This window comes from Kocuria sp. 2SI (genome assembly GCF_005502825.1).
GTDB classification, from domain to species: Bacteria; Actinomycetota; Actinomycetes; order Actinomycetales; family Micrococcaceae; genus Kocuria; species Kocuria palustris.
In genome coordinates this window covers 64,270-87,259 of sequence record NZ_SCNB01000012.1, presented here as the reverse complement: position 1 = coordinate 87,259, position 22,990 = coordinate 64,270, and the positions used below count along the sequence as shown (strand labels likewise).

Annotated in this window: 19 protein-coding genes; all 19 read left to right on the top strand. The window is 67.3% G+C overall.

The features are described from left to right. The first annotated feature begins 104 nt into the window (after positions 1-104). The 19 genes from FFS25_RS08650 to FFS25_RS08560 all read left to right on the top strand — a co-directional run bounded on the left by FFS25_RS08650 (position 105) and on the right by FFS25_RS08560 (position 22,958). Positions 105-926, top strand: a complete 822-nt coding sequence (locus tag FFS25_RS08650) for a helix-turn-helix transcriptional regulator (RefSeq protein WP_249933833.1) — start codon at positions 105-107, stop codon at positions 924-926. Positions 927-1,275: 349 nt separating this feature from the next. Further along, on the top strand, positions 1,276-2,208 hold the full coding sequence (locus tag FFS25_RS08645) for a bifunctional DNA primase/polymerase (protein WP_137802612.1): 933 nt from the start codon (positions 1,276-1,278) through the stop codon (positions 2,206-2,208). 2 nt (positions 2,209-2,210) lie between these two features. Then, positions 2,211-3,065, top strand: a complete 855-nt coding sequence (locus tag FFS25_RS08640; protein WP_137802592.1) for a DUF2637 domain-containing protein — start codon at positions 2,211-2,213, stop codon at positions 3,063-3,065. Next, complete coding sequence (locus FFS25_RS08635) at positions 3,062-3,568, top strand: hypothetical protein (protein WP_137802591.1); 507 nt, start codon at positions 3,062-3,064, stop codon at positions 3,566-3,568. The genes FFS25_RS08640 and FFS25_RS08635 overlap by 4 nt, the downstream gene beginning before the upstream one ends. Before the next feature lie 88 nt (positions 3,569-3,656). Further along, positions 3,657-4,517 (top strand): hypothetical protein, encoded by an 861-nt coding sequence (locus tag FFS25_RS08630; protein WP_212742737.1) that lies wholly within the window; start codon positions 3,657-3,659, stop codon positions 4,515-4,517. Continuing rightward, positions 4,517-5,524 (top strand): ParB N-terminal domain-containing protein, encoded by a 1,008-nt coding sequence (locus tag FFS25_RS08625; protein WP_137802589.1) that lies wholly within the window; start codon positions 4,517-4,519, stop codon positions 5,522-5,524. The genes FFS25_RS08630 and FFS25_RS08625 overlap by 1 nt, the downstream gene beginning before the upstream one ends. A gap of 39 nt (positions 5,525-5,563) precedes the next feature. Then, positions 5,564-6,298, top strand: coding sequence for a hypothetical protein (locus FFS25_RS08620; RefSeq protein WP_137802588.1), 735 nt, complete (start codon positions 5,564-5,566; stop codon positions 6,296-6,298). Between the two features lie 16 nt (positions 6,299-6,314). Next, positions 6,315-7,976: a M23 family metallopeptidase gene (locus tag FFS25_RS08615; RefSeq protein WP_137802587.1), complete on the top strand. Its 1,662-nt coding sequence runs from the start codon at positions 6,315-6,317 to the stop codon at positions 7,974-7,976. 183 nt (positions 7,977-8,159) lie between these two features. Next, on the top strand, positions 8,160-8,426 hold the full coding sequence (locus FFS25_RS08610) for a DUF6112 family protein (protein WP_137802586.1): 267 nt from the start codon (positions 8,160-8,162) through the stop codon (positions 8,424-8,426). A 132-nt stretch (positions 8,427-8,558) separates the two neighbouring features. Continuing rightward, positions 8,559-8,828 carry a DUF6112 family protein gene (locus FFS25_RS08605; protein WP_137802585.1) on the top strand — a complete coding sequence of 90 codons (270 nt, stop codon included), beginning with the start codon at positions 8,559-8,561 and terminating at the stop codon, positions 8,826-8,828. A 1-nt stretch (position 8,829) separates the two neighbouring features. Continuing rightward, positions 8,830-10,314 carry a conjugal transfer protein TrbL gene (locus FFS25_RS08600; protein ID WP_137802584.1) on the top strand — a complete coding sequence of 495 codons (1,485 nt, stop codon included), beginning with the start codon at positions 8,830-8,832 and terminating at the stop codon, positions 10,312-10,314. A 6-nt stretch (positions 10,315-10,320) separates the two neighbouring features. Further along, positions 10,321-11,790 (top strand): SCO6880 family protein, encoded by a 1,470-nt coding sequence (locus FFS25_RS08595; RefSeq protein WP_137802583.1) that lies wholly within the window; start codon positions 10,321-10,323, stop codon positions 11,788-11,790. 81 nt (positions 11,791-11,871) lie between these two features. Beyond that, positions 11,872-12,723 carry a hypothetical protein gene (locus FFS25_RS08590; protein WP_137802582.1) on the top strand — a complete coding sequence of 284 codons (852 nt, stop codon included), beginning with the start codon at positions 11,872-11,874 and terminating at the stop codon, positions 12,721-12,723. Continuing rightward, positions 12,720-14,237, top strand: a complete 1,518-nt coding sequence (locus tag FFS25_RS08585) for a putative type IV secretion/conjugal transfer ATPase (protein WP_137802581.1) — start codon at positions 12,720-12,722, stop codon at positions 14,235-14,237. The genes FFS25_RS08590 and FFS25_RS08585 overlap by 4 nt, the downstream gene beginning before the upstream one ends. Continuing rightward, the gene (locus FFS25_RS08580; RefSeq protein ID WP_137802580.1) at positions 14,234-14,692 is read left to right on the top strand and encodes a hypothetical protein; all 459 of its coding nucleotides are present in this window, start codon (positions 14,234-14,236) and stop codon (positions 14,690-14,692) included. Before FFS25_RS08585 ends, FFS25_RS08580 begins: the two co-directional genes overlap by 4 nt. 126 nt (positions 14,693-14,818) lie before the next feature. Beyond that, positions 14,819-15,352, top strand: a complete 534-nt coding sequence (locus FFS25_RS08575) for a hypothetical protein (protein WP_137802579.1) — start codon at positions 14,819-14,821, stop codon at positions 15,350-15,352. After that, entirely contained in the window at positions 15,349-17,133 is a 1,785-nt protein-coding gene (locus FFS25_RS08570; protein ID WP_137802578.1) for a type IV secretory system conjugative DNA transfer family protein, read from the top strand. The genes FFS25_RS08575 and FFS25_RS08570 overlap by 4 nt, the downstream gene beginning before the upstream one ends. A 240-nt stretch (positions 17,134-17,373) precedes the next feature. Beyond that, positions 17,374-17,928: a hypothetical protein gene (locus tag FFS25_RS08565; RefSeq protein ID WP_137802577.1), complete on the top strand. Its 555-nt coding sequence runs from the start codon at positions 17,374-17,376 to the stop codon at positions 17,926-17,928. 47 nt (positions 17,929-17,975) lie between these two features. Next, on the top strand, positions 17,976-22,958 hold the full coding sequence (locus FFS25_RS08560; RefSeq protein ID WP_137802576.1) for a helicase-like domain-containing protein: 4,983 nt from the start codon (positions 17,976-17,978) through the stop codon (positions 22,956-22,958). Positions 22,959-22,990: the final 32 nt, after the last annotated feature.

Below are 22,990 nucleotides of genomic sequence, written 5' to 3'. Positions count from 1 at the left end.
ATGGCGGGCAATGGGCTGAGGGTCAGAACACGGGATGGTTCCGGCCAATCGTCGCACGCACGCGGACCATTCGACAGCCGGTTGGGCCGTTCGCCTATGACTGCGTGAAAATCATCGTTGTGCGGACCGGTTCGGCTGTGCTCTATTGTCGTCATTTCGGCGAGAGATTCATCGGTGCTGGAGACGCGGTGATTATCGGGCCTGGAGTACTCGTTGGTAGCGAGCCGGAAGAATCTCACACTGTCACCACGCTCTACCTCGACACCGACTACGTCATCGATCATCTCTACTGGCAATACGTTGGGGTGCTCCACGACCGCATCAGTGCGCAATGGCTAGCCGAATCGCTCTACGACGACCCCGCTCAGATTCTCCACCTTGGCGAGGAGCTTATCGATAAGCTGGCACCGTGGCTTGATGAGCTCGTATGCCTCAGCGTCAGAGGTGCGCCACGCCCACGCTTCCACCGGATGCAGTCTCTGTGGTTGGCTATCGCCGATGAGGTCACACCATTCGTGCGTATGGCCTCCACCCAATCATCGAACGCACACAACTCCGCGACGAAACTGTCGACGCCACGCTATCGGAAATTCGCTCCCGTGCGACGGGAAGCACTCGCTGTTCAGATCCTGCTCAATAGCGAGCTGTCACATCCGTGGACCCTCGGGGAGCTAGCGCGAAAAGTTCACCTTTCTGAACGACAAGTATCGCGCCTCTATTTGAAGGCATTCGGAAAAACACCACTCGCGCATCTGCGATTGCTTCGCGTCCAAGAGATGGCGCGCCTGCTGAGTGAAACAGACATCTCGATTACCCAGGCTGCTCATACGGTGGGCTGGCGTTCGCGTAACCATGCTGCCGAAATATTCCGTAAAGAAACAGGGATTACTCCTGATCGGTACCGGAAAATGAACTGTCCTACCTGAGATCCCGGGATCGAGACATGAAACCCCGCTGGACAGACGTGTCTGAGCACTGACGCTCTCACCAACGTCTATGCCCTGGTATGCCGGTCTACACGTCAGGTGCGAGACGCGCCTTGGCGGCCACCCTACTCACTGATCGTGAGTGCTGACCGTCTCGACACGCCGGGGACTCTCCCGCGCACCTGCCGGAGGTAGAGCCTGCTTCTCACCCCGCAGCAGGTTCTCGGTAAGGAGACCTGGTGATGAGACGCGAACGGCAGAGCCGACACGAACCACGACCTGACCACGCAGAACACGGCGACCACAGAACCGCACCTGCGTCAGGAAGCGCCCGAGGGGCGTGGTCGTGATGGTCGAGCACGGTGCCGTCTCCTCGGTCCTCCTACGCCTCGATGACTCCTGGCACTTGGGAGCGGCCGCGCGCGAATTCGCCCGGGCGGGGGTGCCCATCTTCCCCTGCGCGGCGAACGGCAAACGCCCTCTGACTCACGGCGGGTTCCACGACGCCACGACCGATCCGGCCCAGATCCGGGCATGGTGGGATCAGATCCCCAATGCCAACATCGGCATGCCCACCGGCCAGGCCAGCGGTGTGGTCGCCGTCGATGTCGACTTGCACGAGCGGGTCAACGGTTACGACGCGATCAACCGCGCCCACCACGCCGGGAAACTCGGGCACTGGGAAGTCGTCACCCGCACCCCCTCCGGTGGCGCCCACCTGATCTACCCCGCCACGCCCGCGAACCAGCAGCGGTCCTGGCAGGCGGCACGGGCCGGTGTGGATTTCCGCGGCGACGGCGGCTACATCGTCGTCCCGCCCTCGCACCGTCGCATCGACGGGCAGCAGCACCACTACCGGCTGGACCAGGTCAACAATGGCCCGGCGACCGCACTGGATGCCCAGGGTCTGCGCGACTTCCTCGATCCCCGCCCTGCAGTGCCTGCACCGGAGTCACGTGGGACTCGGCGGACGCCGAGTATCGCTGCGCTCGCTGACCGGGTGGCCAGACTGCGCGAAGGCGAACGGAACCTGGGCCTGTTCAAGGCCGCCTGCCGTCTGGCGGAGAACGGGACGCCTCCCGGTGAAGCTCTCGACGTCCTCGGCGCCGCGGCAAGTCAGGCGGGGCTGGGCCAACCGGAAATCTCCCGGACGGTGCAGTCGGCCTACCACAACGTCCACGGCGGCGGAGCACGGCAACGCACCACTGTCGGTGACCAGCAGCGCTCGTTCTCCCCGGCGAGCACGGGTCCCTCGCGTCCGCCGGTGTATCGGGTGATGTGATCATGGGCGGCTCGGAACGGTGGGGCTGGTCGGTGATCACGGCCGCGTGCGGGACGATCGGCATCGCTCTGGGGGCGTTCTGGCTCTCGTTCACCGCTCTGGCGGATCTGGCGCGACGCTCAGGGATCGCGAGCTCGCAGGCGTGGGTGTGGCCGTTGCTCGTCGATGGGCTCATCGTCGTCGCGACGATCGCTGTCGTGGCTCTCGATGGGCGTGCTGGGGCCTGGTACCCGTGGGGCCTGCTCATCGCTGGGGCTCTGGTGTCGGTGGCTGCGAATGCGATGCACGCTGTGGTGGCCGCGGAGGCGGCTGTGCCGGGTCTGCTGGCGTCGGTGATCGCCTCGGTACCGCCGCTGGTGCTGCTGGCCTCCACGCACTTGACCGTGGTCCTCATCCGCTCCGCCCACCACCGTCGCTCACCCGCAGTAGACGGGCTGAAGAAGACCGAGCACAGCGGAGCCCTCGAGCCGGAGCTCGCAGCGGAGCCGAGCCGGGCGGGAGGAGAGGCAGCCGTCGGTGAGCTGCCGCTGACGTCCTCGACCGTGGCGGACCTGCCTCAGCTGGCCTCGTCGTCACCGAGCGCACCGGAGCCGCCCGCCGGGCCTTCGTCTGCACCGACCCAGGCCTCACCCGAGGACGGTCCCACGCAGCTTCCTGCCCCGCCCCGTGCGGGTGAGCCGGCGGGGCCGGGGCGGAAGGCGGAGGCGGCTCGATTGTGGGCGGCCGGGTGGTCGAACAAGGCCATCGCCGCGCACCTGCATGTTCATCCCTCGACCATCGGTCGCTGGCGCACCCGCCAGAGCACCACCGCCTCGCCCGATTCCGGGGAGGCCGAAGAGAAGGAGAGCACATCATGAGTTCCGAGACCGCCCAGGCCGCGCAGAACTGGGACACCAGTTTCACTCCGCCAGATCCCGAACCGTGGGATGCGCTGAACACCGCGCCTGCCCCGGACCAGGCCGGAGAACAGAGCCCGTGGTGGGAGGCACCTGAGCCCGAGGTCGAGCCCGACCATGACACCGCCCGGGTCGCCGGGCGAGAGGACACCGGGGCTCCGGATGCGATCGAGCACGAGAAGACCGCGCAGCGTCGCGCGAGCCTGCGCCAGCGCCTGCAGGTTCCGCAGGGCCGCGGCGTCGACTGGGTCAGGCCCACCGATCTGGTCGCTCGGTCCTCCGCTGCGGTGGCCGGACGCGGGATCGCTCTGCAGGAGCACCTTGCCCGCAAGGTCGACCGTGGCCTGCTCACCGCAGGGAAGAGCGTCGGCGCGTTTGCCGCGAAGAAGCTGCCACCGCTGAAGGCCTTCGGTCGCGGCCATGCCCGCGAACCGGCCACAAGGTCGGCCATCGCACGGAACTAGGCGGTGACCTTCCATGACCCGATACCACGACCCGATTCGACGCCGACGAGTGCGAAGTGCACCTGACGTACAGGAGGAAATACTGATGATGACGACCTTGTCCGAACCCGAAGACTTCACGACCGGCGAGGGGCTGCGTGCCCTGCTCGTGAGGCTGCATGAGGCGGGGCCCGCCGCCTGGCGCTCCGACCCCGTAGCCGCGGAGCTGATGGAGCACGCTGCAGCGAAGTACGCTCCGTTGGCACGCAAGCACGGCCTCGACCCCTGGGAGGCGGCATCGGCTGCGTTCGATGTCATGCGCACCCGCTCGGCGCGCACCGCGAAGGACCCGTGGGGTGTGATCACCCATGCGGTGCGGATCACCTGCATCGCCGAAGAACGCGCCCAAGGACTGCTGTGCTCGGTCCACCAGGCTCGCCGCCCGCACGTCTCCGCCTTCCACGATCCAGAGAGGATCTCCGACCGCGAGAACCCGTTGACGGACTACCACGAGGCCTTCCACATCACCGACCCCGACCCAACCGAGGACCCCGCCGATCACGACGAGGACGACCAGCGGCGTGAGTACGACACCTTCACCACCGCGACCAGCTTGATCGAAGACGCGATCGCCTTCGTGACCGCGATGAAATGGCCGCCGGCACTGGCTCGGGCTGCGGTCGAGCACGTCTGCCAGGAACTGGCTCGCGCCGGGACCCGCCGTACCGCCTACGAGGCGCTGCGCCGGGACAAGCACGCCCAGGCACTGCTGGATATCGAATCCGACTCCTGGTCGATTCTGCTCAAGGCACTGCTGGGGCACCCGCACCCGGCCTATGCCGCGACCAGCACTGGCCGCGGGATCCTGCACAGGCTGCTCATCGGCGAGACCCTGCGGGCGCTGCTGCGCGATGAGGACCTCGTGCTCACGCTCTCCCTGGCCGCCCCGCCCCGTGGAGGGTATCGCTGATGGGACAGGCCCAGGGACACATCCAGCTCCAGCGGGCCGTTGCCTCGATCATGATCGGGCACCGGCACCGCACCGACCTCGGCGACATCGACGCCCTGGCCGCATCCATCGCCAAGCTCGGACTGCTGCAGCCGCCGACGATCACCACCGACGGGACCCTGGTCTGTGGTGCTCGTCGGTTGGCGGCCGTGAAGCAGCTGGGATGGCGGACGGTGGATGTGTGGGTGCGCTCGAGCATCTCGGACCGGCTCGGGCACCTGCTGGCCGAACAGGATGAGAACACCCAGCACAAGGACCTCACCCCCGTCGAGGCCGCCGCACTGTACCGGGAGCTCAAGGCGCTGATGGCCGAAGACGCCCAGCGACGCAAGCAGGCCACCCAGTTCGGTGTGAACCAAAACCCCAGGTCAGACGGTCCTGCAAATTTTGCAGGACCGTCAACGACTCCCGGTATTGCCCGCGAGCAGGCCGCGGCGATGATCCCCGGCGGGGCTTCCCACACCACGCTGGACAAGATCACCTACCTGCATCAGCTCGCCACCGACCCCGAGACCCCATCGGCGATGCGAGAGCAGATCGCGGCGGAGCTGGAGGCGATCAACGATGGCGCCCCCGTGCATCCGGCCTATGAGCGCATCCGTGCCCTGCAGCAGAGCGAGGCGATGCCGGATCGCGGCACGGATCTGCAGAGTCTGGCCGAAGAAGCGATCGCGCGCGCTCACCGGAGCAAGGACGTCCCGGATCAGCCCGCCGGAGACAAGCCCGAGGCCAGCGATGCGGAGCCGGTGGCGAAGATCATCCGCTGGCCCCTGCGCGCGTTCATCGCCACCTGGTCCGAGCTGGAGAACTGGTGGGTCCACTACAACGCCGAGGCGCTCGCCGCTGAGCTAACCGAGGAACAGATCGAGAGCTTCCTCGCCACCGCGGACGGGACCAGCCAGTTCGCTCAGGAGCTGCGTGCTGCCCGCGACGGGGACTCCCGGCGAGGGCATCTGCGTGCCCTCTGACCCACTCCTGCCGTCGATGGGCGGAGTGCACCTGAGGGTATGACGAGAACTGAAGGCTCCCCGCGGCTGCGCCGCCGCCACTTCGCCCTGGCCATCGCCACGATCATCCTGCTCATCCTCACCGGGGTCGGGGTCTACGGCATCATCATCGGCCCCGCCAACCCGGAGCACACCGCACCGCAGGTCGATCCTCCGGGCACCGAGACCCCAACACCGTCCCCGGCCCCGACAGAGGTCGAGATCCCTGGCATCGTCCCCTCGACCGACCCGGAAACCTTCGCCCGCAGTGCTGCCGAAGCTCTATTCGCCTGGGACACCACCAGCGGGCTGATGCCCCTGGACTACACCGCCACCTTGCTGGAGGTCGCCGACCCCAGCGGCGTCGAGCAAGCCGGACTGGCCTCGGATATCGCCGGCTACCTCCCGACACGGGAGGCCTGGATCGAGCTGCGCAAGTACTCGACCCGGCAGCATCTGAGCATTGACCGGGCCTTCGTACCCGAGCAGTGGGACGAGGCCCTGGCTCAGGCCCAGCCGGGGCAACTGCCCGAGGGCGCGACCGCGATCACCATCGAAGGCACCCGGCATCGCGAAGGCACCTGGAACGACGCCCCGGTGACCTTCGAGCATCCGGTGGCCTTCACCCTCTTCCTCACCTGCCCGAAGGCCACCAGCGCCCCGGAGAGCACGGCCAGCGCGACGCCCTCCGAGGAGGGGCAGGAGGAGTCGTGTTTCCTCATGCGGCTCTCTGCGCTGGATACACCCCTGCGCTGAGACGAAAGGCCGTGCGATGAAGAAAGCCGTGGCCGCTCTGGCCGTCCTGGTACTGCTGGGCCCGATGTTCACCCTGGTCGGCGTCGGCCTGGTCATGAACCCCGCCGCCTCCGCCCAATGCGTAGCCCCCGGGGAGAACGGTGATATTGGCGATGTTGGTGATGTCCCCGATGAGCTCACCGCTGAGACCGCCAACGGCGAGACGATCACGCTGGGCAAGAAGCAGCTCGAGCATGCGGCCACGATCATCCAGACCGGCTCCGAGACCGAGGGCATTACCCGCGACGGGGTCCAGATCGCCCTGATGGCCGCATTGACGGAGTCCGTGCTCAAGCAGCTGTCGAACACCAGCGCCTACCCCGAATCCGGTGATATGCCCAACGACGGCGACGGCGGCGACAACGATTCGCTGGGTCTGTTCCAGATGCGCCCGCAATCCGGGTGGGGTTCGGTCGAAGAGCTGATGAATCCCGCCTACCAGGCTGAAGCGTTCTACGGCGGGCCGGACGGTCCCAACGGTGGTTCCCCGCGGGGTCTGCTGGATATCGACGGGTGGGAGGAGATGAGCAAGGGTGAAGCCGCCCAAGCCGTCGAAGTCAGTGCCTACCCCGACCGCTACGCCAACTACGAGCCGGTCGCCGAGGCCATCCTCACCGAGCTGTCGACCTCGGAGGGCGGCGACGGTGCCGGGGACGGGGAAGAAGATGATCAGCCGGCCGCGGAGACCTCCCGCGTGGTCTTCCCCCTCCCGGAGGACACCTGGGTCGCGACCTCCCCGTTCGGGCCGCGCACCCACCCGATCACCGGCGAAGAGACCTTACATACTGGCAGTGATTTCGCCGCCCCCGACGGCACCGAGATCCTCGCCGCCGCCGATGGCACCGTCACCGAGGCCCAGTACACCGACTCCGGAGGCGGGGTCGTCGTCGTCATCGACCACCAGGTCGACGGGCAGCGACTGGCCACGGCCTATATCCACATGTGGGAAGACGGCATCCACGTCCAGACCGGCGATGAGGTCACGGCCGGTCAGCACATCGCCGACGTCGGAAACTCCGGCCAATCCACCGGGGCCCACCTGCACTTCGAAGTCCGCGAAGGCGGACCAGACGGCGACTACACCGATCCCGCGGCCTGGCTCAACGACCACGACGCGGCAGACCTCCCCGAGGCCGAAGGCGGTAACCCCGACCCCGGCGAGGACGGCTGCGAGACCGACGACGGTGGCGGAACGGGTGAAGACCCGAGCGACTTCGACGGCGAGGATCCGAGCCAGATGGTCGATGATCCCACCAGCGACGGGCAGATCACCGCGCGCATGCTCCACGTCCACGATCAGGCGCTGAAGGCCTACCTCGACACCTCCTGGGCGTGTTATTCCCCCAGACCGGGACAGAAGTCCGAGCACCCCTTAGGCCGTGCCTGCGATGTCACGTTCGGCAACCCGATCGGGCAGATGCCGACCCCGGACCAGCTCGAGGCCGGCTGGGACCTCACGCACTGGATGCAAGACCACGCCGAAGATCTCGGCGTGGAGTACCTGATCTGGCAGGGCAAGATCTGGTCAGTCGGCAGCGACAAGGACGGGTGGCGCGACTACGACGGCGGAGGCATGCACAGTCCCGAGGACATCACAGGCGGACACTACGACCACCTCCACATCACCGTGAAGGAATAAGGTCCGAAGTTGCATCAGATGCATTCGTTTCTCGATCGCATCGTGGACGCCTCGACCCGCCAGGTTCGTCTCGTTCGAAGGCCAGTCTCTCACGCTCGGATCCCAACGGCGTGATGCCCCATGTCCGAGGCTGACCCGAGCCAGCTGCAGGCGCCCCGGTCTGGTGCCCGTGCACCTGGGGGCATGGACGTTTTTCCTGATTTCGAGGGCATGAGCGGCATCGGTGATCTCATGGAGGTCGCTGGTGCCTTGCTCATGGCCGCGCTGATCATCGCCGTGCTCATGGTCCTCGTCTCCGCGATCATCTGGGCGATCGCTGCGAGCACCGGCAACTACAGCCTCGCCGCCAAGGGCCGTGTCGGCGTGCTCGTCTCCCTCGGCGGCGCGATCCTTGCCGGAGCGGCGACAGGATGGCTGAACTGGCTGGTCAACCTCGGCGAGCAACTCTGAACCCAGCACCACCCCACGAACGGCCCGAGCGCCCATCCGGATACCGGATGGGCGCTTCTTCATGCCATGACCACGCCCGTGCACCTTCCCGCAGACAAGCACCCAACGACTCTGCATGAAGGAGCGTGTGTCGTGATCGACATCGACCCCAATGACTCCGGTCTCCCGGGCATCGAGCAGCTGCGCGAGATCGTCGGCGCCGTGATGACCGTGGCTCTGATCCTGTCCGTGCTCGCCTTGATTATCTCCGCGATTGTCTGGGCTTACGGCTCCAACTCGAGCAACCCGAACCTCGCCGGGAGAGGAAAAATCGGCGTCCTCATCAGCTGCGCGGCGGCTGTGTTGTCCGGGGCCGCGGTGACCTTGGTGAACTTCTTCTGGGACGTCGGACAGGGTATCTGAGATGGGCTTCTGCGATGTTCCCGTCCTCTCCTCGGTCTGCGATACCGCAGGGGAAGCCGCGGCAAGCCTCGTCTCGGCACCATTCGAGTGGCTGGCCGCGGGCATGGGCGCGGCCGCGGAATGGATGTTCGAGTCCGTCTGGAAGATCTTCGACACCACCACCCTGGTCGATGTCACCAGCGGCGAATACGTTGAGGTCTTCAACTTGATCTTCGGTATCGCGATCTTCGTGATGCTGATCTTCTTCTGCCTGCAACTGATCACCGGGATGATCCGCCGAGAACCCGGGGCGCTCTCCCGCGCAGCTTTCGGGCTGGCCAAGAGCGTGCTCGGGTCCTTCGTCGTCCTCACCTTGACCGCCTTGTTGCTCGAGATCGTCGATCAACTGTGCGTCGGCATCATCCAAGCCGCTGGCGAGACCACCGAGTCCATGGGCGCGAAGATCACCGGGCTGGTCGCCGCGCTGGCCACGCTGAACATCACCGCGCCGGGAGTCGGCGCGATCATCTCGATTTTTCTCGGGGGCCTGGCGATCTCCGCGGCCGCGATCGTGTGGCTGAGCTTGCTCATCCGCAAAGCGTTGCTGCTGGTCGCCGTGGTCCTGGCCCCGTTCGCGTTCGCTGGGGCCTCCTGGGATGCCAGTCGCGGCTGGATCGGCAAGTGGGCGATGTTCGTCCTCGCGTTGATCTTCAGCAAGCTCGTCCTGGTCATCATCCTGCTCGTGGCCGTCACCCAGGTCTCGGCACCGATCGAGGCTGATCTGGCCTCAGTCGCTGATCCTCTGGCCGGGATCGTGCTCATGGCTTTGGCCGGGTTTGCGCCATATCTCACGTATCGGTTCCTCTCGTTCATCGGCTTTGACCTCTACAACTCGATGGGCTCCGAACAGGAAGCGAAATCGGCACTGAACCGACCAGTGCCGACACCGGGCAAGCAGCAGGGCAACAGTCCAAGCAAGGTCCTCGACGGAAAGTCCGACAAAGGCGGCGACGGCGGAGGCGGAGGCAGGAAGCCCGGCAACAGCTCGAGCCAGGCTGCCGCACCCGGCCCCGGCGGCAACCCCGGGGGCTCCGGTGCCTCCAGCGCGAGTGCCGGGTCGGCAGGTGCTGGTTCGGCTGGAAGCGCCGGAGCTGGCGGCGCAGGAGCGGGCGCGGGTGCTGGGGCCGGTGCTGCTGCGGCCGGGCCGGCCGCTGCGGTCGTGGCTGGTGCCGCGGTCGCGAAGAAGGCCGCCACTGCCGGACCCGAAGCCGGTCAGGCCCTGGCCGGTCAGGCAGAGACGGCGACGGAGGGTGCCGAGAAGCCCTCCCAGGACACCAAGTCCTCAACGTCAGCCCCGGCCGATACCCCGGCTCCGAACGCCGCCCCGGCGTCGTCGCCGTTGCCGAAGTCGCCGCCGGATACGTCCTCACCGAAACCATCCGCACCTCGGCAGGGCTCGCATCGGCAGGGTCCGAAGCCCTCTGGCCCGACTGGTGGGAAGGAGTAAGCCCTCATGTCCACGGAAACCTCCACCGAAACCACTGGGACCGAGCTGGTGCCAGCGAAGTTCAGCCGGCTGACCCGCCGGGGTGTCTTGCTCGGACTCTCGGCCTCCCAGCTGGTGACCCTCGGCATCGCCGGGGCAAGTCTGGTCGCTTCCTTCTATGGCGGTGGCGGGGTCCTGTTCCTGCTCACCGCTCCGATCTGGGTCCTGGGTGCGGCGCTGACATGGATTCCCGTTGCCGGCCGCCCGGCTGTGGAATGGGTGCCGATCGCCGGCTGGTGGGTGTGGCGGGTCAGCATGGGCCAGCTGATCTACCGCCGACGGATCGTCATGCCCCGCCCGACAGGCACCCTGGCCCTGCCCGGTGATGCCGCCCGGCTGCGCGAGTACTCCGATCCTGAGACCGGGGCGGGCATGATCCACGATCCGACGGCGGCGACGCTGACGGTGATGATCGAGCTGTCTCATCCGGCGTTCGTGTTGCTGGATCCGGTCGAGCAGAACCGTCGCGTCGAATCCTGGGGTCGCGTGCTGGCCACGATCTGCCGCTCAGGCCGGATCAGTCAGCTCCAAGTCTTGGAGCGCACCCTGCCCGACTCCGGGCAGGGTCTGGCCGAATGGTGGGCCGCGCACGGCAGCGATGACGGGTCGTGGGCGGCGACGACCTACGCCGAGCTCATCGACCGGGCAGGCCCGGCCGGGGAGCGGCATGCGACCACGCTGAGTCTGAGCCTGGACATGAAGCACGCCGCCCGGCAGATCCGCACCGCCGGCGGTGGGCTACGCGGGGCGGCGAACATTCTCCGCCAGGACATGTCTACCCTCGCTTCAGCGTTACGGGCGGCGGACCTGTCCTTCGCCGACTGGTTGAGCACCGGACAGATCGCGGTGATCCTGCGCTCGGCCTACGACCCGGCGATCGCTGCGACCTTGGAACGCCATGGTGAGATCGGTCAGGACCTGGCCACCGCTGGCCCGGTCGCGGTGACGGAACGCTGGGGGCACCTGCGCACCGACTCTGCCTTCCACGCGGTGCTGTGGATCAGCGAGTGGCCCCGGGCGATGGTCCACCCCGGTTTTCTCTCACCGGTGTTGCTCTCGACGGGTATCCAGCGGGCGTTCTCGTTGATCTGCACCCCGTTGCGCACCGATCAGGCCGCCCGCGATATCCGCAAGAAGAAGGTCGAGTACATCTCCGACCGGGCCCAGCGGGCCCGGATCGGGCAGATCGAAGATGCCGGGCACAGCGCCGAATTCCAGGACGTGCTCCAGCAAGAAGCCGATCTGACCGCCGGTCACGGGGTCGTGCGCTACACGGGTCTGATCTCTGTCTCGGCCGAAACCCTCGATGACCTCGACCGAGACCTGGCTGCCCTCGAACAAGCAGCGATCCAGGCCTCGTGTGAGACCCGACGCCTGGTCGGGCAACAGGCTCGCGCTTTTACCGCTGCGGCCCTGCCGCTGTGCCGTCGGGTCTGAGCCCGCGCCCGCGCACTTCCTTGCCATCCCCGCCCCAGCCCCGCGGCCGGGGCGTCCACCCTCGACTCAGGAGAGCTGATCATGCCGACCTATTCTGATCCCACCCGGGATGCCGCTGAGACTGCCGAGGCCACCCGCGGCCTGGCCCACGCCATCCACGCCATCCACCGTCCCGAGACCATGCCCGGCATCGTCGGTGACCTGCTGGCCACCACCCGACGCCTGCGCGAAACTCTCGAGGCTCTGGCCCAGACGCACGTGTACTACATCGACCGGGCCAGCACCGACGCCGGGGACTTCAAGACCGGTGAGGCCCATGCCTTCGCCACCGCCGATGCGATCGATGAGGCCGTCACCCTCCTCGATGACGTCGAAGCATGCATGGATCGGGCCAGTACCCACGCCCATCTCATCGCCTGGCAGCCAGCCCCGGAACCGGAGCCGCAGTGGCTCAGTGTCGTCTTCCTCCAAGGCCAGGACGCCGATGAGGTTATCGAGCTCATCGACGCCGAGGGTGAGGACGCCGCGATCGGCCACCTGCAGGGCTTCGACGCCGGTGCCGAAACCACTGACGCCGCTCTGACCAACGGCTACGTCTACACCACCCCGCCGACACGAGCCTTGGACCGCACGGCGACCGGCGAGGGCTACACGATGGTCTACAACCGCGACCTCGGCCACGTTGGCCTCTACCGGACCTTCACCCCCGAGCCCGAGGATGCCCTCGACGCACCCCCTGCTTCCGCTCCCACTGCTGCGGATCATGTGCCGGGCTTCCCGCGCCCAGTGATCAAGCCGGCCCCGCGCCAGGCACCTGCCGGGCGGAGCCCTGCTGCGCCGTCCGGGTCGACATCGTCGTCGCGGCGGGACAGCTCCTGGTTCGAACACCCCGGCGTCGCCGCGGTCAAGCACGCACGAGGGCTGGGCCGATGAGCCGGGAGGATGATGAGCGGCTGCACACCTCCGTGCTCGTCGCCCCTGCCGCCGAACGGCGCCGCTCCCGTAAGGCCCGCCGGGCGGCAGCCACCGCGATCCAGGCCAAGCAGAACCGCCAGCACATGGCCGAAGCGAAAGCCCGTGCTGAGGCCGAACGCGCCGAACGCCGGGCCCGGGCGTACCTGCCGGCCTCCGGGGCACCGGGACCGGCAGCGCTGCGCACCCCGGGCCGGTTCCGACTACCGCGGCACCAAGACACCACCGCCAGCCTGGCCGCGGCTTATCCCTTCTTGGCCGAGGGGGGTCTGGGTAGTCAAGGGGTGTTCATCGGTCAGGACCTCTACTCCGGTGCCTCGTTCGTCTATGACCCGTGGGTGCTCTACGCCCGCGGCGTGATCACCGCCCCCAACGTCGTCGTTGCCGGCATCGTCGGCTCGGGCAAGTCAGCCCTGGCAAAAAGCCTCTACACTAGAAGTCTGCCGTTCGGGCGGCGGGTGTACGTCCCCGGTGACCCCAAGGGAGAACATACCCTGGTCGCGCAGGCGGTCGGTGGACGCGCTATCGCTCTGGGCCATGGCCTGCCGAGTCGGCTGAATCCTCTGGATGAGGGCTACCGGCCCAGCGGCATGACCGATTCCGAGTGGTCCTCCACCGTCGCCTCCCGCCGCCGAGACCTGATCGGGGCGCTGACCGAGACGGTGCTCACCCGGCCGCTGACCCCGCTGGAGCACACCGCGATCGACACCGCCCTGGCAGCGACCGTGCGGGAGAACACGACGCCGATCCTGCCCATGGTCGTCGACCACATCCTCAACCCCGCCGATGACACCGACGGACGTCTGGCCGAAGACGGCCGCATCGCAGGCCACGCACTGCGCCGGTTGGTCGTCGGAGACCTCGCAGGGCTCTTCGACGGGCCCTCGACGGAGGTCTTCGACCCGACGCTGCCGATGATCAGCCTGGACCTGTCGCGGGTGACGGAGAACAACACGCTGATGAGCGTGCTCATGACATGTTCCTCAGCGTGGATGGAAGCCGCCCTGCTCGATCCCCGGGGCGGGCAACGCTGGTGCGTCTACGACGAAGCGTGGCGGATGATGAGCCATCCACCCCTGTTGCGGCGGATGGACTCGCACTGGCGGCTGGCCCGCCACTACGGGATCGCCAACCTCATGCTCTTCCACCGGATCTCCGACCTGGAAGCCGTCGGCGATCAGGGCTCGGCGATGCGCTCGATCGCGAACTCCCTGCTGGCCAACGCCGAGACTCGGGTGATCTACCGACAGGAGGCCGACCAGCTCGGCTCCACCGCGAAGGCCCTGGGCCTGTCCGGCACCGAACAGGCCCTGCTGCCGACCCTCGGGGTCGGGCAGGGGTTATGGAAGATCGCCTCGAGATCCTTCGTCACGCAACACCAGCTCCACCCCGCCGAGATGGAATTGTGGGACACCAGTGCCCGCGCGGCCGGGATCAATCCCGGCCCGGACTCTCTCGATGAGGACCAACAGTGAGCTCCGAAACTGACCCGGAGCGCGAGCGCCTGAGCGGCTTCATGGACCGACTCAGTGCCGGGCTCGAAAGCATCCATGGGGACTATGGCCGGTTCGTTCATCTGGTCGATGAAGATCCTGAGACGTTCGGTGGCGGGCATTTCGTGTTCTACCGGCCCGACAACGAGGCCCGCTTCGCCATCGAAGAGCAGTACACCGATACAGACTGGTCGGATCCTGACCGGCTCCCGACCTCATGGTCATGGAGGGCCGAGGAACTCGGCAGCCGTCCCGATGGGAGCGGGGTGTGGGAGGTCCGCGATCAGGGCCGCGTCCAGGCCGCCGAGGTCGACACACTCATCAGCAAGGCACGGGCCTGGGCGAGCTCGGTGCGCGCCCAGACGCTGCGCGCTCAGTCGTTTGCAGCGACCGGCCGAGCTGGCCCCGATCCGCACCCGCCAGGTCATCGCCTGTGACCGTTGAGGCCCGCCAGGACTGTCCCTGGCGGGCCTCACGTCGGTCTGCACGTGGTGGGGTGTGAGGTCGCGGGTGCACCTGCCGGCATGAGCAAAAATTCCAGCCCGACCAGCCCGCCGGTATCCATGCCCTCCGTCGTCCTCGATGTCCATGACGACGGGACGATCACCGTCACCGTCGACGAGACGATCCTGCCGCCCCCACCTGACTTCGGGGTATGGCGGCGTGGTGCGTTCGTCCAGATCATCGACGCGGCCTCCCAGGACCGGGCGTTGCCGGTGCGGGTCGAGGTCCACGAGAACGACGGGTCCACCTTCACCGATATCGTCCCGGCGATCATCCGCCGCACTCCGGCTCCGGACCCCCTGGACCCTGACGCGGACCTCGCACCGGACACCACTACCGACGAGAAGGAAAAGTCACCGGTGGCGGCCACGCATGCCGGGGTGGCAGACCGGGTGGAGATCACGGCGGCCAGGGCCGGGTTCAAGGCCGGTGAGAGCGTCGCGGTGGCGGTGATCACCGGGCAGACCGAGTCCAGTGAACACGGAGAGGTCCGCGCCGAGCTCGACCGCGATCTCATTGACGGGTTGGACATCAGCGAGGTGATCCTGCTCGGGCGAGCCTCGGGCACCCTCGCGGTACGGGCACTCTCGTGAGTTCCCCGGCCGGACGCCAGACCGGGTCCCTGGGTGATGAGCTGACAACATTCGCGATCATCGGGCTCATCGGCCTCTTCGCCGTGGCTCTGATCCTCCGCCTGGCAGGCACCATCACCGCCGTGGTGACCGGCACCGCCCAGCCGCAGGCAGGTCCGGCCTCCGGCGCGCTTGTCCTCGTCCACCCCCTGGACCCTGGCGCACCGCTGGAGGCCGAGGGATTGAACGCGGTCGTGTATTGGCTGATCGCGGCGTTGCTGCTGTCCCTGGTCGCCGCGGGCATCACCTGGGTGTGGACGCTGATCCGGCGGCGCAGCCTCCGGGTGGAGAAGGACCCCCGGCGTCTGGCCGGGGTCGCCACCCGCCAGGATCTCGCCCACGCCACCTCGCCCAAAGCCCTGCTGGGCCGTGCTGGGAACCTGCGCCCCTCGGTCGAAGATCCGAAACCAGAGGATGTCGGCTACCTGCTGGGCACCTCGCACGGCAAGCAGGTCTGGGCCTCGGTCGAAGACTCCCTCCTACTCATCGGCCCACCCCGCTCCGGTAAGGGCCTCCATGTAGTCATCAACGCCATCCTCGACGCCCCCGGCGCGGTCGTGACCACCAGCACCCGCCCGGACAACCTCACCGCGACCCTGCGGGCTCGCAAGCGCATCGGCCCGGTCGCGGTGTTCGACCCTCAGCACCTGGCGGAGGGTTTGCCGGCCGGGCTGCGCTGGTCACCGATTCGCGGCTGCGCCGACCCGCTGACAGCGATGATCCGCGCCAACGGTCTGGCCGCGGCGACCGGGCTGAGCTCCGGCGGCGTCGAAGGTGGTGGCTTCTGGGAGGGCAAGACCCGCTCGGCCCTGCAGGCCCTCCTGCACGCGGCTGCCATCGACTCCCGCCCGCCGGAGGAGCTCTTCCGCTGGACGCTGGACCCGAGTGCTGCCAGCGATGCAGTAGCGATCCTCACCAACTCTCCCCAGGCAGCCGGTGGGTGGGCGGACTCCCTGCAGTCGATGATCGATGCTGACCCGCGCACCCGCGACTCCATCTGGCAGGGCGTGAGCCTGTCGCTGAGTGCCCTGGCCGACCCGCGCGTGCTCGATGCCGTCTCACCACGGCCTGGGGAGGATTTCGACCCGGAGTCGTTCCTGCGCGAGGCGGGCACTTTGTACCTGCTGGCCACCGGCTCCGGGGCCGGTGCCAGTGCTGCGCTGGTGGCCGCACTGGTGGAGGACTTGATCGAGACCGCCCGGCGTATGGCGGCCCGCGCACCGGGAGCACGCCTGGACCCACCGATGCTGCTGGCCCTGGACGAGATCGCGAACCTTGCGCCCTTGCCCTCTCTGCCCACGCTCATGGCTGAAGGTGGTGGTACCGGTATCACGACGATGCCGGTCCTGCAGTCCCTGGCTCAGGCCCGCGACCGTTGGAACGAGCACCAGGCCAACGCCATCTGGGATGCCGCGATCGTCAAGATCATCCTCGGCGGAGCCTCCAACAGCAAGGACCTCCAAGACCTCAGCAGTCTCATCGGCGAGCGTGACGAGTTCACCGACAGCGTCTCCCTCGGTGACCACGGGTCGCGATCGAACCAGCGCTCGATCCGCAGGGTCTCGGTGCTACCGCCAGAGCGCATTCGTCTGTTGCCGTTCGGGACTGCGGTGACGCTACTGCGCTCGGCCCCGCCGATCATCACGGACCTGCGCCGCTGGCCCGACCGGACGGACGGGAAGCAGCTGGCAAGTGATCGGGGCGAGATCGAGTCCCTGTTGCAGACCACCGATGACACCTGACCTATCCACCCCACCCCAGTTCCACCACCGCACCAGGTGGTGGCTGGGGTGCGGTGTGCTGAGAGGAGGCCCCTATGGCACGGCGTAGCCGCAAGCCCGATCCCGGACAGCTGGAATTCGACCTGTGGGGTACCGCCGAGACTGAGGCACAGACCCAGATCGACAACGACCGCACGCCACTCGACGCCGAAGCCGATGAGGCCGCGGTCGAGCCGGCGATGCCGGAGGGAGAAGACGCAGATGAACCACTACGGTCGGAAAGCCCAGGATCGCTGGGCCCAGCACGCCCCGCAGAGGCTGGCTCAGATCGAGGACCAGCAGACGTTCTTCACGGACTTGGGCGAGCAGATCGCGACTCAGGTCAGCCTGCTGGCCAGTCAGCTGGAGAGCAGTCGCTTCGGGCCCCTGGCGATGGCGGGCTCTTCGCGAGAGAATCGGAGGTACTTGCAGGAGGTGTCGCGTCGGATGACGGCGCGCAGGATCGCCGAGGAGGTCGTGATGGACGAACTGGTCTGGATGCACGACCCGAGCCTGTCGATCGACGAGGCCCGCGAGGAGTGGGAGCAGACCCGGCCGGCGGATTCGAATCTGATCAGCTGGGCCGAGAGGATCCAGGACGCCCCGGACCTGGCACCGACGACGGTGGAGCTGGAGCAGAAGGCCAAGGACTGGGCTCTACCGGTCTGGTTCCTCGAGGGCCTGATGACGGCGGAGATCCCGGGTCAGTACGCGAAGGAGCACCAGAGCGTGCTGAAGGAAGCCGCGAGCGTGCGGTTCCTGCGCGAAGTCCACTAACTCCCGCCCCCGAGACCCTCCGGTTCGATCCGCGGACCCATACCGGGGTGCCCAGCGGCGCACGGGCACGATTTCGCGCGAACGTTGATGCTCTGACCCTGGCTCGCGCGCTCGACGAGCAGCAGCGCACAGCCACCGCTGAGGAACAGGCGGTGCTGGCCGGGTGGTCCAGCTGGGGTGCCCTGCCTGAGACCTTCGATCCCCGCAACGAGCAGTGGGCGGAGCAACGCGAGGAACTGCGCGCCCTCCTCTCACCCCAGGAATGGCATGACGCGGCCCGGACGACGATCAACGCCCACTACACCGACCCGCACGTCGCCGAGGAAATCTGGACCGCGCTGGGCTCACTGGGTTTCACCGGCGGTCGGGTTCTGGAACCCGGCTCCGGGTCTGGCACATTCATCGGTCTGGCCCCACCGGCCGCGCAGATGACCGGGGTCGAACTAGACCCGGTCACCGCGGCCATCAGCAGCCGCCTCTACCCGCACGCTGAGATCCGGGCGGAGTCCTTCGCCGACACCCGCCTGGCCCGCGGTGGCTTCGACGCCACCGTCGGCAACGTCCCCTTCGGCAAAGTCACCCTCCACGATCCGATCGACAACCCCACCCGGCAGTCGATCCACAACCACTTCATCCTCAAATCCCTGCGTCTGACCCGTCCCGGTGGCCTGGTCGCGGTGCTCTCCTCCCACTACACCCTCGATGCTCAGAACCCCGGAGCTCGGCGAGAGATGAACCAGCTAGCCGACCTCGTGGGCGCAGTGCGCCTGCCGACGGGCACCCACCGGCGCACAGCCGGCACCGACGCCATCACCGACCTGCTGATCCTCCGCCGCCGAGAAGAGGACCAGCCAGCGGCTGATGACCTGTGGGAGACCGTCACCCCGATCACCCTCGACGGCCATCAGTTGAAGATCAACCGGTACTTCGATGAACACCCTGAGCACGTGCTGGGCACCCTGGGCACCAGCCATGGCATGTACGGCGCCGAGACGCTGAGCGTGACCGGGGACCTCGACCACGTCGCCGCGGACCTGCACACCGCCCTCGAGCAGATCACCTTCACCGCCCGCCGAGCTGGCCTGACGATGACCGAGCGCACCACCCCGGTCGGCGACGCCCCGCCGGTCGCGACAACCGGCACGGCACCGGAACGGTGGGATGGGACCATCGTCGCCACCGACGACGGCGGCTTCGGCACTGTCAACGGAGCCGCCATCGAGCCGCTGAAAGTTCCCAAGAACGCCACCGGTGAGATGCGTGCCCTGCTCGGGCTGCGCGAGAGCGCGACCCGACTACTGGAGCTGGAAGCCGCGAGTGCTGATGACACCGAGGAGATCACCTCCACTCGGGAGAACCTGCACCGGGACTACCGGAAATACCTCGGCACGTATGGGCCGCTGAACCGCTACACCGTGCGCAGAACCGGGCGCACCAATGACAGCGGGGAGGAGACCTACGCCCGGGTCATGCCCACCCCGCTGCGCCTGCTACGCACCGACCCATTCGGGGCGCTGGTCACCGCTTTGGAAGAGTTCGACGATTCCACTCAGACCGCGACTCCGGCGACGATCCTCACCCGCCGCGTCGTCGCCCCGCGTGCCGAAGTCCAGGGTGCCGACACCCCGGCCGACGCGGTCGCGCTGAGCCTGGACCGCACCGGTGGCATCGACCTGACCCTGATCGCGGACATGCTCGGCATGGCCGAGGACGAGACCCGCACCGCATTGGACGGTCTGGTCTTCACCGATCCGGCCACCGACACCCTCGTCCACGCCCCGGAATACCTCAGCGGTGACGTGCGCCAGAAGCTGGCCCAGGCCAAGGACCGCGTCAGCGAGGCTCCTGAGTTCCAGACCAACGTCGACGCGCTCACGGCTGTGCAACCGGAGGACCTGGGGGTGGAGGACATCACGGCCCGGTTCGGGGCAGTGTGGATCAGCCCGGCCATCCACCAGCAGTTTCTCAACGAGGTCCTGCGCACCGAGCAGGTGAAGGTGGAGAACCCCTTGCCGGGAATGTGGGAAGTCCGCGGCGGACGCGGCGGCCTACAGTCCACCAGCGAATGGGGCACTGAACGCCGGCCGGCCCCGGACCTGGCCAAATCGCTGATGGAGCAGAAAGCGATCATCGTCAAAGACGAGATCGAGGGCCCCGACGGCAAACCCCAACAGGTCATCAACGCCACCGAAACCACCGCCGCCCAGGAGAAGGCCGAGCAGCTGCAAGCCCGATTCTCCGAATGGGTATGGGAAGACCCCGAACGCGCCCAGACCCTGGTCGATGAGTACAACAGCCGGTTCAACAACATCGTCCTACGCGATTACTCCGCCGCCGGGGAGTACCTGAGCCTGCCGGGAGTGGCCGAGACCTTCACCCCGCGCCCGCACCAGCGGGCAGCGGTCGCCCGGATGATCGCCGAACCCTCCACCGGGCTCTTCCACGAAGTCGGCGCCGGGAAAACGGCCGAGGCGATCATGGGCGCGATGGAGATGCGCCGGATGGGCCTGATCAACAAGCCCCTGATCGTCATCCCGAACCACATGCTCGCCCAGTTCAGCTCCGAATGGCTCCAGATCTACCCCCAAGCGAGGATCCTGGCGGCCTCGAGCAAGGATGTCACCGCCGATAAGCGCCGCGCGTTCGTGGCCCGTGCTGCGGCCAATGACTGGGATGGGATCTTGCTGACCCAGTCGGCGTTTTCGAAGATCGCCCTGCGCCAGAGCACTCAGCAGGACTACATCCGGGGCCAGGTGTTCGCCCTGCGGCGCGTCTTGGAGAATGCGGAGGCCGATGATGCGATGAGCGTCAAACGCCTCCAGCGCAAACTGGTCAACCTGGAGAACAAGCTCAAGGAACGCCTGGACACCAGCCGCGATGTCGGCGTGTGCTTCGAAGACACCGGCATCGACTACCTCGTCATCGACGAACTGCACATGTACAAGAACCTGGCCACAGAATCGAATATCTCCGATGCCGCGATCGAGGGCTCCGTGCGCGCCAGCGACCTGGACATGAAGCTGAACTACCTGCGGTCACAGGGCAACGAGCGGGTGGTGACCGGAATGACGGCCACCCCGATCTCAAACAGCATCAGCGAAGCCTTCGTCATGCAGAAGTACCTGCGCCCGGACCTGCTCGACCGCGCCGGTGTGGATGCCTTCGATGCGTGGGCGGCGACCTTCGGGGAGACGAGCACAGACATGGAGATGTCCCCAACGGGCAGCTTCCGGCTCAAGACCCGCTTCTCCCGGTTCACCAACGTCCCGGAGATGCTGCGGATGTGGTCCACGTTCGCCGATGTGAAAACCGCCGACGACCTGCAACTGCCGGTCCCGGAGATCATCGAGCGCGAGGACGGCTCCCGCGCCCCGAGCACAGAGGTCGTGCAGCCGACCGTGGAGCTGGAGGACTTCGTGGCCAGCCTCGGGGATCGGGCCGAGAAGGTCGCCGCGCGTCTGGTCTCCCCGCGTGAGGACAACATGCTCACGATCTCCACCGACGGCCGGAAGGCAGCCCTGGATATCCGCCTGGTCCTCGACGATGCACCGTCGGGGCCGACGAAAGTCGACGTGGCCGCCGATACGATCGCTCGTGTCTGGGAGCAGACCCGCGAGAACGAATACCTCGATCCCGTCACCGGGGAACCCGCTGCGGCGCGTGGGGCGCTGCAGCTGGTCTTCGCTGACATCGGCACCCCGAATCCGGATCGGTGGAACGCCTACGACGAGCTGGCCGCGCAGCTGGTGCTGCGTGGGATGCCCGGAGAGTCGATCCGGTTCATCCACGAGGCGAAAACGGATGTCGACAAGGCCCGGCTCTTCGCCGCCGCCCGCGCCGGGCATGTCGCCGTGCTCGTCGGCTCGACCCAGAAGATGGGAGTGGGCACGAACATTCAGGCTCGCGCCGTGGCGCTCTATCACATGGACTGCCCGTGGCGGCCTTCGGATATCGCCCAGCGGGAAGGGCGGATTCTGCGTCAGGGCAACCAGAACGAGGAAGTCGGCATCGTTCGCCTGGTCACCGAGAAGTCCTTCGATGCGTACATGTGGCAGGCCGTGGAACGTAAAGCGCGGTTCATCTCCCAGATCATGCATGGCTCCCTCGACGCCCGTGAGATCGAAGAGATCGACTCCGCCGAGCTCTCCGCAGCCGAGGCCAAGGCCATCAGTTCCGGCAACCCACTGCTGCTGGAACACTCCACCATCCAAGCCGAGGTCGCCAAACTCCACCGCCTCGAACGCGCCCACTCCCGCAACGAGTCCATGCTCGAACACACTCGTGCCCGCGCCCGCGAGGACATCACCGCCCACCAGGACGAGATCACCGGGCTGGAGAACGCCACCGGGCAGGTCCGGGACACCTCTGGTGAAAACTTCCGCATGACGGTAGCCGGACAGAACCTGGATTCTCGCACCGATGCCGGGCAGGCGGTGGCCCAATGGGCCCACCGTGAGGGCCTGACGTGGGCGCCGAAGCACGTCAGCCGCGACTACGGCACGCTCGGGCAGATCAGTGGCTTCGACATCACGGTCTCGACCGTGCCTTCCCTGGGTGCGGATGCCTCGGTTGAACTCGCCCTGGCCGGTGTCCCGCGCAGCGGCACGATCCTCGGACGGGAGACCTTCCTGGCCGGTGGGGCCGGGGTGATCCAGCGGATCGAGAACCGTGTCTCGGGCATCCCGACGCTGCTCGAACGGGCTCGCAACGACCTGGATGAGGCCGAACAGGCCCTCGCCGACGCCCAGGAGCGAATCGGTCGCCCTTTCCGCCACGCCGCGGCCCTGACCGAGGCCGAGCAGAAGCTCGGCCAGGTGGAGAAGAAACTGGCCGCCTCCCGGAAGAAGGACAACCCGGACCGCACACCACCGACCGACCAACCTGCCGGAGGGCAGCGGGAGCTGACGGTCGAAACCGTGCGAGCTCACCGCCCAGCCCTGGGTGTGCGTGCTGATGCGTCCCGGACCCCGCCGCCTGCTCCAGAACCTCGACGTGCGAGCACTCCTGCCGGGTTCGACCGCCGCCTGTGACTTCTCGGGTGCTGGGTGTGCACCTGTCTGCC

What these genes read in the sequence shown, in the direction of transcription:
- FFS25_RS08645 (WP_137802612.1), top strand. Translation starts at nt 1,276, where the DNA reads ATGGTCGAGCACGGTGCCGTCTCCTCGGTCCTCCTACGCCTCGATGAC.
- FFS25_RS08640 (WP_137802592.1), top strand. Translation starts at nt 2,211, where the DNA reads ATGGGCGGCTCGGAACGGTGGGGCTGGTCGGTGATCACGGCCGCGTGC.
- FFS25_RS08635 (WP_137802591.1), top strand. Translation starts at nt 3,062, where the DNA reads ATGAGTTCCGAGACCGCCCAGGCCGCGCAGAACTGGGACACCAGTTTC.
- FFS25_RS08630 (WP_212742737.1), top strand. Translation starts at nt 3,657, where the DNA reads ATGACGACCTTGTCCGAACCCGAAGACTTCACGACCGGCGAGGGGCTG.
- FFS25_RS08625 (WP_137802589.1), top strand. Translation starts at nt 4,517, where the DNA reads ATGGGACAGGCCCAGGGACACATCCAGCTCCAGCGGGCCGTTGCCTCG.
- FFS25_RS08620 (WP_137802588.1), top strand. Translation starts at nt 5,564, where the DNA reads ATGACGAGAACTGAAGGCTCCCCGCGGCTGCGCCGCCGCCACTTCGCC.
- FFS25_RS08615 (WP_137802587.1), top strand. Translation starts at nt 6,315, where the DNA reads ATGAAGAAAGCCGTGGCCGCTCTGGCCGTCCTGGTACTGCTGGGCCCG.
- FFS25_RS08610 (WP_137802586.1), top strand. Translation starts at nt 8,160, where the DNA reads ATGGACGTTTTTCCTGATTTCGAGGGCATGAGCGGCATCGGTGATCTC.
- FFS25_RS08600 (WP_137802584.1), top strand. Translation starts at nt 8,830, where the DNA reads ATGGGCTTCTGCGATGTTCCCGTCCTCTCCTCGGTCTGCGATACCGCA.
- FFS25_RS08595 (WP_137802583.1), top strand. Translation starts at nt 10,321, where the DNA reads ATGTCCACGGAAACCTCCACCGAAACCACTGGGACCGAGCTGGTGCCA.
- FFS25_RS08590 (WP_137802582.1), top strand. Translation starts at nt 11,872, where the DNA reads ATGCCGACCTATTCTGATCCCACCCGGGATGCCGCTGAGACTGCCGAG.
- FFS25_RS08585 (WP_137802581.1), top strand. Translation starts at nt 12,720, where the DNA reads ATGAGCCGGGAGGATGATGAGCGGCTGCACACCTCCGTGCTCGTCGCC.
- FFS25_RS08575 (WP_137802579.1), top strand. Translation starts at nt 14,819, where the DNA reads ATGCCCTCCGTCGTCCTCGATGTCCATGACGACGGGACGATCACCGTC.
- FFS25_RS08565 (WP_137802577.1), top strand. Translation starts at nt 17,374, where the DNA reads ATGAACCACTACGGTCGGAAAGCCCAGGATCGCTGGGCCCAGCACGCC.